We start from the raw sequence: 13,989 nt of genomic DNA, 5'->3' as shown, positions 1-13,989 counted from the left end.
TATCATTTGATATAACTTACATAATTCAACGAGCGGCAGCACTCAAGATTCTTCTGAACAAAAAGATTGCAACCAATCGCCTTGATCTTTCACTTAACGGTACTGAATTAAGGAGCTGTGATGTCACCTATTCTTACAAAAAAATCTTACGAACCTTGGCGCGATCCAAACTCTGTTCCATATATTGAAATCATTGATTTGGTTAAAGTATTTGATGAATATATCGCGGTCAATAATATCTCTTTGGATATTTACAAAGGAGAATTCTTCTCTCTTTTAGGTCCTTCTGGCTGTGGCAAAACCACTTTACTACGCATGTTGGCAGGCTTTGAAACACCGACTTCTGGAAAGATATTACTAGATGGTGAAGATATTTCATTGATTCCACCTTATGAGCGCCCTATCAACATGATGTTCCAAAGCTACGCTCTTTTCCCTCACATGACGGTAGAAGACAACATTGCTTTTGGCCTGAAACAGGAAAAAGTGGCAAAGCCTGAAATCAAAAAGCGTGTAGATCAAATGCTAGAATTGGTACAAATGGGGAAATTTGCTAAACGTAAACCACACCAGTTATCAGGTGGCCAACGTCAACGCGTTGCGCTTGCACGAAGCATTGTAAAAAAACCAAAGCTACTTTTATTGGACGAACCACTCGGCGCATTGGATAAACGTTTACGCGAACAAACTCAGTTTGAACTGATGACCATTCAAGAAGAATTGGGCATCACTTTTGTGATCGTAACGCATGACCAAGAGGAAGCAATGACGGTTTCCAGCCGAATTGCCGTTATGGATAGCGGTGAATTGACGCAAGTGGCAACACCAACTGAAATTTATGAATACCCAAATTCACTCTATGTTGCCGAATTTGTTGGTGATGTGAACGTATTTGAAGGTGTCATCGCGGATTTATCGCCAACGCATACAACTGTCAATAGCTTTGAAACCGAAACGCCTTTATTGTGTAATCAAGGTGTTGGTGCAGTTGTTGGCTCACAAGCATGGATTGCTGTTCGTCCTGAAAAACTAGATATTTCTTTAACTCCGCCTGAAAATCCAGAAATCAACTGTATGCAGGGTGAAGTTTGGGATATTGGTTATTTGGGTGATATGTCCATTTATCACGTTAAAATGGATAATGGCAAAATGATCACCGCCGCACAAATGAACCATCGTCGCGCAGTAGAGCTCCCCATTAATTATGAGGACCGTGTTTACGTCAGCTTTGATGCTGATTCTGCCGTTGTTTTGATCTCTTAATTGAGATTTAAATGACTTAAGGAGGTCAACATGAAGCATCCCCAACAACAACTGGGTTCGATGAGCGGCCGCGCTGCCGAGCTAATGTCACGCTTAAATTTCATCCATCGTAATTTATTAAGATTTTGGATTTATCGAAAGTTTCTTAGCTTATTCAACAGCAGCCGAGTCATCATTGGTATACCTTATTTATGGCTTTTCTGCTTTTTCATCATTCCATTTCTAATCATATTACGCATCAGCTTTACAGAGGCTGAAATTGCATCACCGCCTTACTCTGCTGTATTAAGTTGGGTGGATGATGGCATTTTGCAGATTAAACTCAATCTGCAAAATTATATGACGTTATGGCAAGATGATATCTACATTTCCGCCTATCTTAGTAGCATTAAAATCGCATCCATTGCAACATTTCTAACATTCTTAATTGGCTTCCCAATTGCCTTAGGTCTAGCTAGACTACCCAAAAGATGGCGCCTATTTGGTTTAATGATGGTCATTTTACCTTTTTGGACATCCTTTCTCATTCGTATTTATGCATGGATGACCATTTTGTCACCTTCTGGTGTGTTGAATAATTTTATCAATTTCATCGGTCAAGGGATTGGCTTAATTGATCCTGCATCACCTGTACAACTACAATTACTAGGTACTGAATTTGCTGTCTACATTGGCATTGTTTATTGTTATCTACCATTTATGATTTTACCCATTTATGCAACACTCGACAAAATGGATCATACATTAGTAGAAGCTGCATTAGATTTAGGTTGCCCGCCCCTTAAAACTTTTTGGGTCATCACAGCAAGAATTTCTCTTCCTGGCATTTTAGCGGGCTGTTTTCTAGTCTTTATTCCTGCAATGGGAGAGTTTGTTATTCCAGACTTATTGGGCGGATCCGATGTCTTAATGATTGGCAAAGTGCTGTACGATACTTATCTTCAAGGCATGGATTTGCCATTAGTTTCTGCAATTTCTGTATCATTACTATTGATTGTGATCATCCCAATCTATCTCTTTCAACGCGTTCAGCAGAAACAGTTTGAATAAAGGAGGCAATCATGCAGCAGCAATTAACACGTTTTAATAAAATATCATTAGTGATTGGATTTGCCTTCCTTTATGTACCCATATTAATCTTGATCGCATACAGCTTCAATGAATCCAAATTAGTGACAGTTTGGGGAGGATTTTCTCTGAAATGGTATCCAGAGCTATTCAAAACTAAAGGATTATGGGATGCCACCAAAACGACTTTATGGCTCGCCGTATTCACTTCCACCATTTCTGTTGTACTTGGTACAATGACAGCTTTTGCCCTTGTAAAATTTAAACGCTTTCGTGGCCGCGTTCTGTTTGCGGGCATCACCTATGCACCAATGGTCATGCCAGAAATTATCATGGGTACATCATTAGCATTGACATTTCTTGCCATGAATATATCTAAAGGTTTCTTCACTATTTTGCTAGCTCATATCACATTTACAATGTGTTACGTCACTGTTGTCATTCAATCTCGTTTAATTGGGTTTGATCGACACATTGAAGAGGCTGCGATGGATTTAGGGGCTGATCGCTTTAAAACATTCATATACATCACATTGCCTATGATTTTACCGGGCATTGTATCAGGCTGGTTACTATCCTTCACATTGTCACTGGATGATTTAATCATAGCAACATTTACAACGGGTCCAGGTGCAACCACGTTACCGATTTGGATTTACTCCAAAGCTAGATTAGGCATCAGCCCTAATATTAATGCATTATCTACAATCATTATTGGCGTTGTCGCAACCATCGTATTTTTAATCACACTTTATTCGCATCACAGAGAAAAGGTAGAGAAAAGAAACGAGGAATAACCGATAAAAGCACTAGGATTTAAAGATTGCCTAACTTATACTGTTAGGCAATTGTTCATTATTTATTAGCTAGGTATAAAACATGAAAAGAATTCTAATAACTGTTTTTTTAGGCATACTCACTTGTCAACCTCTAATATTGGCAGATACTCTAGAACAACAGCAGGAAGAGTTCAGAAAAATTCTTAGCTTAAGATTTAAATATGAGAACTTAAAGTCCATTCGTGACAACTATGAAAAAGAACTCAATGTTCTAGAAGCACAATATGAACGCAACAAACAAATTGAAGACTTCCAAAAAAGACAACGACCAGATGTGATTAGAATGGCAGTTTACACAACCGCCTTTAACTTCATCTCTAGCGAAGAGTGGAATAAAAATATCACCAATTATGCAGATGAACTGACAGTCACTAAAATCCCTCGTAGATCATCTACAGATGTTGTATTTCATTTCCCAACTCTCTCTGCAAAAATCAAAAGTCAATTTGATACTTATAAAATCGAAATTCCCACATTAAAAGTAGTATCTGTATTACTTTCATCTGGCAAATTAGTACCGATTGACCAAATCATTTCTTCTAAAATAGATGAACAATCCATTACCGTCGAAACTGATAATGCCTCCATTTTAAAAATTAACTTAATTATGAATTATGAAATTCCAGCAGAAGACAATATCAAGACAACGTTGACAGAAATGAACCCAAATTCTCATGGCATCATGCTATTACCAACATTTGAGAACACCACATTGCTTCAATTAGATCAAGATACAGCAGATAACATCATTCAAATCGATGCAATGGACGATAAAGGCAATATTTTAGCCGCGCGTGGATCTGAAAAAATAGTCAATATTAATGATTTATCAACACAAGCTATTCGCATTGATATGATCAAAAGCTTTTTAAAAGCAATGGATAATAAAGAAATTAAAAATCAAAAAGATGCTGTGAACTTTTTAGTAGACAATTCTGAGTCTTATTTACTTTCTGCCAATAATACAACACGACATTTGTCTAAAGCCTTTTCTGGCAAAATTGCACAAGTCATTATTTACACGACTGGAACGCCAATCAAAAAACAGTATGAGTTCTCGATTTACTAAATTATAATTTATTTTATTAATGTAAATTTACATAAATAAATGTAAATGATAAAAATATAACTCCTATCACAAATAGAGGAGTTATATTTTTATGAAAACATTTCCAAAAATTATTGCGGTTGTTTTAACTTCACTGAGTATTCTTTCATTTGCATCAGCTTTAAACATCAACACTGCAGATGCACCAACATTAAGTGCAGAACTCAAAGGTATTGGCATGACAAAGGCCGAAGCCATTGTGAATTTCCGCACAGAACATGGTCCATTTTCTGAGCCAAATGATTTGATCGCTGTACCTGGCATTGGTCCTAAGATCGTTGAAATGATCCAAGATCAACTCACTTTTGATGCGCCAGAAACAGCAACGTCAGTAATCCAAGAATAAACTCATGAAGAAGACGATGGTGATTAAACGAGGTATGTCCTTAATTGAAATCATCATCGTTTTATCTATTATTAGCATAGCCGCATCACTTGCTATCCCAACATTTTCCGAAACCATCCAAAACTATCGAATGAAATCCGCCATATTAGCACTGGATAAAGATTTAAGATTTGCTAAATACACCGCCAATCAAAAGAAAACTAGAGTTGCGATATGCATTTCAGAAAACCATACTAGCTGCATTACAACAACTTCAAATCGCTGGCATAAAGGCTGGATTGTATTCATAGATTCAGACAATAATTTCACACCAAAACCAGAAAATATTCTGCGTCAACACGATGCATTTCATCCATCCATTAAAATCATTAGCAGTACGAATATTCAACATGGTGTGCAATTTAATACAGGAAAAAAGCCAGGCAAAAGTTTGGGATCTGGTTTAGCCAATGGCCATTTTATTATTTGCCATCCTAATCAAAAAAACGCCCATAAATTAATTCTCAACATTTATGGACGTTTACGCAAAGAACAAAGTGATACTTGCGATCTAGGATAACTCAATGATTAAGATTTAGAGCCAATATAAAACTGACTAGATGTATAAACAGCATAAGCCTCTCTTAAACCCACCATCAATACAGCACATACAGGCAATGCCAATAAAATTCCAAAGAAGCCGAATAAAGTACCACCTGCCATTAAGGCAAAAATAACAGCGACAGGATGCATTCCTAATTTATCCCCCACTAATTTTGGCGTTAACACGAAACTTTCTAGCGTTTGCCCTATACCAAAAACAATGCCCACTAAAATTAACAATTTGTAATCATGAGTTTGGAACCAAGCCATCGCCAAACCTGCGATGATCCCCGTTGATGCACCTAAATATGGAATAAAACTGATCAAACCTGCGACCATGCCAATCAACAAGCCAAATTCTAATCCCACCAATGTTAAACCCAAGCTATACACAACGGCTAGCGCAAACATCACTGATAACTGCCCTCTCATAAAACTACCGAGCATTTCATTGGCATCCGCTAGAAATGCAACCACCTTGTTACGAATCATCAAAGGAATTAAATTTATGATTTTACCGTTAATCAATTCCCAATCACGCATAAAATAGAACGTCAACATTGGGATTAAAAATAAACTGGTAACAAACCCGATAATTGCTAATGTAGAAGATGTCAGCGAACCGATAATCTTTTTCAATGTTTCACCAATCACACTGCCATAATTACTCAGCGCATCTTGTACAGTCGTCAAATTCAACTTCATAAACTCAGGCGATAAATCTTTACCCAATGGTTTAAATACATTGTCCTGCAACCAATTCAAAATCAACGGCAGCTTATTCAACAACAGAATGACTTGATTAATCAACATTGGAATAAAAATCAACAGCAGCAAAAAAAAGATCACGACAAGCACTGTAAAAACCAAAGTCACCGCCCACATTCTGGACATTTTGGAAAAACGTTGCTGGACTTTTGTCACAATCGGATTACCAATATAAGCCAATCCGAATGCGATGATAAATGGTGTTAGCACCGATCTTAATAAAAATACCAGCCAACAGAAAAAAATCACACCCAACCATGTAATAATTTGTCGATTAGTTACTAAGCTCATAAAGTTCCTATAGGATAATTCAATAATGTAGAGATTTTACATCAAAAGTCTGTCAATGATTCGTTTTTAAAGTACAATAAGCAACTTAATATTTATTTGATAGGAATTTTTTGATAGTGCGCAAATTGTCAAAAAACTTAATGATCTTATTGTTGGGTGTTTTCACACTTTTCATCTTTGCTCATGCAGAGCTAGACAACGACTCTGATCCCATCGAGGCAGACAATAATGCTTTAATTGGTCGCTGGATACCTGATGGCGCTGCAATTAAAGAATATCCTGTTTGTTATCAACTTTGGAAATGTGAAAGCGGTAAACCTATGACAGGCGAATCCATCACTTTACCCAAGGGCGAATGGGGTTTATGCGAAAATTACGCTGATTTATCCTCCAACAACATTTGCACAAAATGCGATGCTCCTCCTCCTATAGAAGTTTGTGAATAATTGAATTTTAATTATGTTCTATTTAATTGATGTCAGAACCACAGAAGAATTCAATATGGGGCATTTAGATAATGCAATCCATATTGATTACCGAGAAATCCTCCAAGAGATTGACAACGTCACCGATGACAAAGAAGTTGATATTTATCTCTATTGTAAATCTGGTGTAAGATCTGCCATTGCAGCACAATTACTGCATAGCCGTGGATACTACAAAGCACAAAACATTGGCGGGTATGAAGCTTTAAAAGCACATATAGAATCCCAAAGCCAAGAGCCAAATTCTTTTTAACTACCATTATGTTGAGGTCTTTTATGAAAAAAATCCTACTCACATTGCCTGTGATCGCTATTTTGTCAGCATGTGTTACAACACAAAGCACAACTGAAGAGAATACTACTGCACAATCCACTCAATATAGTGATCAATGGACTGCAAACTTGGCTAATAATAAAAATGTATTAAGAAGTTGCATTATCTCTAATAAAGATATCCAAGCTATTATGTATATGGACACAAAACCAAATGCAACAGTTTTAACCGTTAGCACAAAAAATGGTGCGATTTTAGATTGCTCAGTGAATCCACAAACTAACAAAGTCATTTCTATCACACCTCGCGTAGAAAGTTTTCCACAAAACATCAGCAAGTTCTATCCTGTAGGTAAGCGTTTACCAAACACTTGTAAAGGTAAAGAAACAATTCGTGATGATGAAGACCGTTTAATGGGAACAGTTTGTTACTAGCATGACCTTAGTAGAAAAAATTGATCAATTACTCCCTCAAACTCAATGCGAACAGTGTGGATTTGAGGGATGTTTACCTTATGCGGAATCATTGAGCAAAGGTGAATCACAAATCAATCGCTGTCCTCCTGGTGGATTACCTGTGATGAAATCATTGGCAACATTATTGAATCAGCCCGAGCTCCCCATTGATCCAGAATGTGGCCTGCCCCAACCTGTTCATACTGTTTATATTGACGAAACTTTATGTATTGGTTGCACTAAATGCATTCAAGCTTGTCCTGTGGATGCGATTGTTGGTACTAAGAAAAAGATGCATACTGTGATTCAATCTGAATGTACAGGCTGTGATTTATGCATTCCACCCTGCCCGTTAGATTGCATATACATTAAACCGAGTGAGGAAGAGTTTTTCCCTGAAGTAGGTTTATCAGAAATGCAAAAAATTCGTGCAGATAAGTCACGTGCGCGTCACCAAGCAAGACAAAAACGTGATGAGAATCGCACAACAATCACAAAAACATTACCACCACAAGAAAAACCTCTAGCTAACCGTTCTAGCGATGCAGATATGCTATCATTGATCGCTATGGCAAAGGCTAAGACACAAGCGAAACATCAAGAGAGAGAGTAAAATGGCAAAGTTGTATCAACGTAAAATGAATAAAGCGGAAATCCTTTCGTTTTTCACAATATTACGCGATGACAACCCCCATCCTACAACCGAATTGATCTATTCAACGCCTTTTGAATTATTAGTTGCTGTATTGCTCTCTGCTCAAGCAACAGATAAAGGCGTCAACAAAGCTACTGTGCCTATGTTTAAAGTTGCCAATACACCTGAAGCGATTGCAGCATTGGGTGTGGATGGTATTAAAGGCTATATCAAAACCATTGGCCTATTCAACACAAAAGCTGAAAATCTTTATAAAACCTGTCAAATACTCGTGGAGAAGTTTGATAGCATTGTGCCTGACAATCGCAAAGATCTAGAATCACTCCCTGGCGTTGGTCGGAAAACAGCCAATGTCATTTTAAACACTGCATTTAAACAGCCAACAATGGCAGTGGATACACATATTTTTCGAGTTGGCAATCGAACAGGTTTAGCACCAGGTAAAGATGTTATAGAAGTTGAACAAGAACTATTAAAACGCATTCCAAAAGATTTTATGCTAGATGCCCATCATTGGTTAATTCTACTCGGCCGTTATGTTTGTGTGGCAAGATCTCCTAAATGTGCTGCATGCTTGGTTTACAATGAATGTCAATTTAAGGATAAAACAGCATGATCATAAAAGATTTGGGATTGACCCATTATGATCATGTGTATGAAGCCATGAAGGCATTAACAGATCAACGCACACCAGAAACACCTGATGAATGCTGGATCACTGAACATTATCCTGTTTTTACACAAGGTCTAGCAGGAAAAGAAGAACACATATTACAAGTGAGTGATATTCCTATTGTGCCAACTGATCGCGGTGGGCAAGTCACTTATCATGGTCCTAAACAATTAGTCTTTTATCCACTATTAGACATTAAAAAACATCGCTTATCACCAAGGCCATTGGTTTCTCTTTTAGAAAAAACAGCCATACAAGTTTTGGCAGACTTAGATATTGACAGTTATGCAAAACCTGATGCACCAGGTATTTATGTGCAACACAATGATGAAGAGAAAAAAATATCATCCCTCGGCCTAAGAATTCGCAAAGGGTGTTGTTACCATGGCATCTCACTCAATGTAGATATGGACTTAACACCTTTTTCTTACATTAATCCTTGTGGTTATCAAGGATTAAAAATGATTAATGTTAGCGATTTAAACAAAAACTTTGATTTTGACATGATAAAATCCAAGTTTGCTGAGTATTTTGTCACAAGTTTTAATGAACTTGTGAAACTGTCACCAAGGAGAACACATGCAAACGAATAAACCTGTACAGGGTGAAAAACTGAGAGGCGCTGATAAAGTCGCTCGAATCCCAGTTAAAATTGAACCAACAACCCCTGAAACGCGTTTGAAAAAACCGACGTGGATTCGTGCAACTTATTCTGGTGGCAAACGCGTGATGGAACTCAAAGAGATTCTTCGTGGCGCTAAATTATCAACTGTATGTGAAGAAGCGGCCTGCCCAAATCTCGGCGAATGCTTTGGTAAAGGCACCGCAACTTTCATGATCATGGGGGCAATTTGTACTCGTCGCTGCCCTTTTTGTGATGTTGGTCACGGTCGCCCTAATCCTTTAGATACTGATGAACCTAAAAACTTAGCAGAAACAGTTTCTGCAATGAGCTTACGTTATGTAGTTATCACATCTGTAGATCGTGATGATCTACGTGATGGTGGCGCACAACATTTCTCAGATTGCATTACTGAATCACGCGCTATGAACCCTAATCTTAAAATTGAAATATTAACACCTGATTTCCGTGGCAGAATGGATGTAGCCATTGAAATTTTAGCGAAAAATCCACCTGATGTTTTCAACCACAATATGGAAACTGCACCACGTTTATATAAAGCTGCTCGCCCAGGTGCAGACTATCAATATTCATTAGATTTATTGAAAAACTTCAAAGCATCGTGCCCTACTGTACCTACTAAGTCAGGCTTAATGGTTGGTTTAGGTGAAACCGATGAGGAAATTTTAGAAGTGATGCGTGATTTACGTGCACACAATGTAGATATGTTAACCATTGGTCAATATCTGCAACCAAGCCCACATCATTTACCTGTACTTCGTTATGTGACACCAGAAACATTTGCCATGTATAAAGAAGAAGGCTTAAAAATGGGCTTTAAAGAAGTGGCATCTGGCCCAATGGTTCGATCTTCTTACCATGCAGATGTTCAAGCCTCATCGCTCATATCATAAAACTAAAATCTTCATCCATGACTAATAACGCAAAAGAAATCATCCAACTGCAAAAAATCGTGTTCATTGTGAGCACGCTTTTGTTTGTCATCAAAGTATTTGCATGGTGGATTACAAGCTCTGTGGCAATTTTGACGGATGCTTTAGAGAGTATCATCAATGTTGTTGCTGGTGGTTTCACGTTATATAGTTTATATGTATCTTCTCTACCCAAAGATCATAATCACCCTTATGGACATGGAAAAATTGAGTTCATAGCAGCTGGTATCGAAGGCACATTGATTGCTTTAGCTGGTATCTATATCTTCTATGAAGCCATTGCGCAATTAATTGATCAGAAACATACGATCCAAAAATTGGGGAGCGGTATTTTCTTAGTGGGATTTGCAGGTGCCATTAACTATGTTTTAGGCTATATCACAGTTAAAAAAGGCAAAGAACAAAAATCTTTACCGCTCATTGCTGGTGGCAAACATTTAATGTCAGATAGCTACTCATCCATCGCATTGATTGTAGGTTTAGGCTTAGTGCTAATCACGGGATGGCTTTGGTTAGACAGCGTCATTGCCATCTGCTTTAGTATTTTTATTGCTTATACTGGCTTTCACATTATTCGTGAAGCCATTGCTGGCATTATGGATGAAGCAGATGAAGAACTCTTAGAAGAGTATTTAGAAGTATTAAACAAACATCGCACGCCGAATTGGATCGATATTCACAACATTCGTTTCATTAAATATGGCAGTAATCTTCATTTAGATTGCCACTTAACAGTCCCTTGGTTCTTCAATACACGAGAAGCCCATAAAGAGTATGAAAAACTGCGCGAAGTTACCAATGAATACTTTGACAATCAGGTGGAACTTTTTGTTCACATTGATGACTGCGTACCAGAATCTTGCGAAGTGTGCGAGCGTTATGAATGCCCTCTCAGACAGAAAAAATTCATTAAACGTGTCGTTTGGGACATTGATAACACTACGCAGATCCCAAGACATAGAATTGAAAATGTCCAGCAACAGCAAAATACAACTATTTGACTCTCATATTCATCTAGATGATGAACGCTTTGCTGAAAACTTAGATCAGCTTTTGTCAAATGCCATGAATCATCATGTCACAGAATGGATGATTCCTGCGACAACTGCGAATACTTTTGGAAACATTCAATCGATTACACAACAACATAAAGGCTGTTACGCTGCCTTTGGTTTACATCCTTATTTTATTCATGATCATACAGAACAAGATCTCATGACACTGAAAGATGCGATCATTCATCATCGCCCAGCTGCTATAGGAGAATGTGGATTAGATAATATGATTGCTGAGCCTGATCTTGAAAAACAGTTAAAACTATTCAAAGCTCACGTCCAATTCGCGCTAGAATTTGATTTACCACTGATCATTCATGCCCGTAAAACAGAAGACCTAATATTAAAAGAAATTCGCAAATATCCTACATTGCGTGGTGTATTCCACAGTTTTTCAGGCAGTTTACAGCAAGCTGAAATCGCATTGAGACACAATTTCTTATTAGGATTTGGTGGTACAATAACCTTCGAGCGCGCGCGAAAATTGCGCACCATTCTCAAACATCTCTCTTTAAATGATTTTATCATTGAGACAGATGCCCCATTTCAACGTGGCGCTTATCGTGATAATGGGTTAAATTATCCAGCAGACTTACTAGAAATTGCTAAAAGCATCGCCATTATACGTGAAGAGCCATTAGAAACAATTGCACATGCAACCAAAACTAATGCACAAAAATTATTTAAGTTAAAGGATCGTTAAATGATTATTCCTAAACATTTGTCTGAGTTACTTGGCATTGAATATCCAATCATTCAAGCAGCAATGGCGGGAGGATATGTTTCTGCTGAATTAACAGCAGCTGTATCGAACGCTGGTGGTTTAGGATCCATTGCCGCTGGTTATTCAAAACCAGAACAACTCAAAGAACAAATTCAAGCGGTGAAAGCATTCACAAATCGCCCATATTTGGTGAATTTATTTGTGCCACAACGCACTTATGTCAGCCGTGAACAGATGGATGAATTTGTCATTAAAGCTTCGGACATGAATCCTGATATTAAAATCAATGAAGCAACCAACTTATACAATGAGAATCTATGGGAAATTAGCAGCATTGAATCCATGGTAGATATCATCATTGAAGAGGAAGTGCCAATTGTTAGCTTCACTTTTGGCGTACCAAGCGATGAAATGATTCAGCGCCTACGTGAACACAATATCTTAATCATTGGTAATGCAACCCATTTATTAGAAGCATTTGTATGGCAAGACAAAGGTGCAGATGCATTGATTTTGCAAGGCAGTGAAGCTGGTGGACATCGTGCGACATTTATCGGTGATCCTATGCAAGTGGCACAATCCTCCTTCACGCTATTACAACAAGGCATTAGAGAATTAGAAATACCTGTCATTTCGGCAGGTGGTTACTTCAATTCAAAATCGATGGGCGCTGCTTTCTGTTTAGGTGCATCTGCTGTTGTCGTGGGCACTGCATTTTTGACAACTTATGAAGCTAATACCACTGAAGCGCATAAAAAAGCATTACTCAACAGCAATGAACTTGATAGTAAATTCACAAAAGATCTCAGCGGTGCTTGGGCCCGTGCCATTCGTTCAGAAGGCTTAAAAACATTAGAAGAAAGCGAATTACCACAATTACCTTTTCCCGCTCATGGTTTCTTTGTAAAATCGTTGGTTGGCCAAAAAGAGCCTGAAAAATATCGTGCACTTTATGCAGGCGTCAATGCGCAGTTTTGCGAAGAAATCTCGGCTGCAACATTAATGAGCCGTTGGATCTCTGAATTGCAATGTCTATAAAATATTTGAATGTATCATCTCATGGCAATACTCGTAAGATTGCATATTGCCATGACATTCCAAACAAAGCCGATCTTTCTATCTTATGGCTGAGTGGTTACTATTCAGTCATGAATAGTACTAAAGCTAATGCCATCACAGAATGGGCACGCGCTCAATCCATCGAAATGATTCGTTTTGATTATTCTGGTCTAGGTGAAAGCAGTGGTGATTTTGCGACTGCAAATTTATCGCAATGGCTAGAAGAAGCTTTAGCGATTTATCAACAAATTAAAAATCGCCCCACAATTATTATTGGCTCTTCCATGGGTGCATGGCTCGCTTTGCGTTTAACAGAAACCTTACAAAATACACCAAACATTCAACCAAAAGCATTACTATTACTAGCACCCGCTGTCGATTTTACACATGAAGTGCTCTTAAAAAAGTTACCTCAAACTTTCATTGAACAACTCAATCATATTGGTGAAATTGCGATTCCATCGCAATATGATGAAGCACCTTTAAAATTCTATCAACAGTTTATTAAAGATGCGGATCAACATAGATTATTGAATCGATCCAGCACAATTACTGCACCTATTTCCATCATTCATGGTGAAAAAGATCCTGATATTCCATTAATGTTAGCCATTAAAACAGCGACTCATTTTAAAAATACACAACTTACGACCATCAATGATGGAGAACATCGCTTATCTCGCGAACAGGATATTGATTTAATTCTTAAAAATCTAAAAGATTTAGCAGAATAAAATAATTTAGTTAGATTTACAGGAATTTACCACTA

18 protein-coding genes are annotated in these 13,989 nt (G+C 37.8%); 17 read left to right on the top strand and 1 reads right to left on the bottom strand.

All coding sequences use genetic code 11. The features are described from left to right. Positions 1-120: 120 nt before the first annotated feature. The 6 genes from ACA100_RS07690 to ACA100_RS07665 all read left to right on the top strand — a co-directional run bounded on the left by ACA100_RS07690 (position 121) and on the right by ACA100_RS07665 (position 5,183). Complete coding sequence (locus ACA100_RS07690; protein ID WP_481077123.1) at positions 121-1,263, top strand: ABC transporter ATP-binding protein; 1,143 nt, start codon at positions 121-123, stop codon at positions 1,261-1,263. A gap of 30 nt (positions 1,264-1,293) precedes the next feature. Further along, a complete protein-coding gene (locus tag ACA100_RS07685) occupies positions 1,294-2,313 on the top strand; it encodes an ABC transporter permease subunit (RefSeq protein WP_481077122.1) in 1,020 nt (339 codons plus the stop codon). Positions 2,314-2,324: 11 nt separating this feature from the next. Next, positions 2,325-3,128: an ABC transporter permease gene (locus ACA100_RS07680; protein WP_481077121.1), complete on the top strand. Its 804-nt coding sequence runs from the start codon at positions 2,325-2,327 to the stop codon at positions 3,126-3,128. An 82-nt stretch (positions 3,129-3,210) separates the two neighbouring features. Continuing rightward, a complete protein-coding gene (locus ACA100_RS07675; protein ID WP_481077120.1) occupies positions 3,211-4,239 on the top strand; it encodes a hypothetical protein in 1,029 nt (342 codons plus the stop codon). Between the two features lie 91 nt (positions 4,240-4,330). After that, entirely contained in the window at positions 4,331-4,624 is a 294-nt protein-coding gene (locus ACA100_RS07670; protein ID WP_481077119.1) for a ComEA family DNA-binding protein, read from the top strand. Positions 4,625-4,628: 4 nt separating this feature from the next. Further along, on the top strand, positions 4,629-5,183 hold the full coding sequence (locus tag ACA100_RS07665; RefSeq protein ID WP_481077118.1) for a GspH/FimT family protein: 555 nt from the start codon (positions 4,629-4,631) through the stop codon (positions 5,181-5,183). Between the two features lie 8 nt (positions 5,184-5,191). Here the strand turns inward: ACA100_RS07665 and ACA100_RS07660 are convergent, their stop codons facing one another. After that, positions 5,192-6,265, bottom strand: coding sequence for an AI-2E family transporter (locus ACA100_RS07660; RefSeq protein WP_481077117.1), 1,074 nt, complete (start codon positions 6,263-6,265; stop codon positions 5,192-5,194). A gap of 116 nt (positions 6,266-6,381) precedes the next feature. On the opposite strand from ACA100_RS07660, the gene ACA100_RS07655 reads away from it, so the two are divergent. The 11 genes from ACA100_RS07655 to ACA100_RS07605 are packed head-to-tail and all read left to right on the top strand — an operon-like array spanning position 6,382 to position 13,954. Then, a complete protein-coding gene (locus ACA100_RS07655) occupies positions 6,382-6,711 on the top strand; it encodes a hypothetical protein (protein ID WP_481077116.1) in 330 nt (109 codons plus the stop codon). Between the two features lie 13 nt (positions 6,712-6,724). Beyond that, a complete protein-coding gene (locus ACA100_RS07650; RefSeq protein WP_481077115.1) occupies positions 6,725-7,003 on the top strand; it encodes a rhodanese-like domain-containing protein in 279 nt (92 codons plus the stop codon). Between the two features lie 23 nt (positions 7,004-7,026). Beyond that, a complete protein-coding gene (locus ACA100_RS07645; RefSeq protein WP_481077114.1) occupies positions 7,027-7,458 on the top strand; it encodes a hypothetical protein in 432 nt (143 codons plus the stop codon). A 1-nt stretch (position 7,459) separates the two neighbouring features. Then, positions 7,460-8,092, top strand: a complete 633-nt coding sequence (locus ACA100_RS07640) for an RnfABCDGE type electron transport complex subunit B (RefSeq protein ID WP_481077113.1) — start codon at positions 7,460-7,462, stop codon at positions 8,090-8,092. A 25-nt stretch (positions 8,093-8,117) separates the two neighbouring features. Continuing rightward, positions 8,118-8,750 carry an endonuclease III gene (nth, locus tag ACA100_RS07635; RefSeq protein ID WP_481079120.1) on the top strand — a complete coding sequence of 211 codons (633 nt, stop codon included), beginning with the start codon at positions 8,118-8,120 and terminating at the stop codon, positions 8,748-8,750. Continuing rightward, positions 8,747-9,400 carry a lipoyl(octanoyl) transferase LipB gene (gene lipB / locus ACA100_RS07630; RefSeq protein ID WP_481077112.1) on the top strand — a complete coding sequence of 218 codons (654 nt, stop codon included), beginning with the start codon at positions 8,747-8,749 and terminating at the stop codon, positions 9,398-9,400. The genes nth and lipB overlap by 4 nt, the downstream gene beginning before the upstream one ends. Next, positions 9,387-10,343, top strand: a complete 957-nt coding sequence (lipA, locus tag ACA100_RS07625) for a lipoyl synthase (protein WP_481077111.1) — start codon at positions 9,387-9,389, stop codon at positions 10,341-10,343. Before lipB ends, lipA begins: the two co-directional genes overlap by 14 nt. Positions 10,344-10,360: 17 nt before the next feature. Further along, on the top strand, positions 10,361-11,383 hold the full coding sequence (locus ACA100_RS07620) for a cation diffusion facilitator family transporter (RefSeq protein WP_481077110.1): 1,023 nt from the start codon (positions 10,361-10,363) through the stop codon (positions 11,381-11,383). Next, the gene (locus ACA100_RS07615; protein ID WP_481077109.1) at positions 11,352-12,140 is read left to right on the top strand and encodes a TatD family hydrolase; all 789 of its coding nucleotides are present in this window, start codon (positions 11,352-11,354) and stop codon (positions 12,138-12,140) included. Before ACA100_RS07620 ends, ACA100_RS07615 begins: the two co-directional genes overlap by 32 nt. Further along, positions 12,141-13,199, top strand: a complete 1,059-nt coding sequence (locus ACA100_RS07610; RefSeq protein ID WP_481077108.1) for an NAD(P)H-dependent flavin oxidoreductase — start codon at positions 12,141-12,143, stop codon at positions 13,197-13,199. Beyond that, entirely contained in the window at positions 13,190-13,954 is a 765-nt protein-coding gene (locus ACA100_RS07605; protein ID WP_481077107.1) for an alpha/beta hydrolase, read from the top strand. The genes ACA100_RS07610 and ACA100_RS07605 overlap by 10 nt, the downstream gene beginning before the upstream one ends. The last annotated feature ends 35 nt before the right edge of the window (positions 13,955-13,989 follow it).

Source organism: Wohlfahrtiimonas sp. XWW7 (assembly GCF_056716055.1).
Note: the sequence above shows the minus strand (reverse complement) of the source record. Positions and strands in the feature narration are given on the sequence as shown.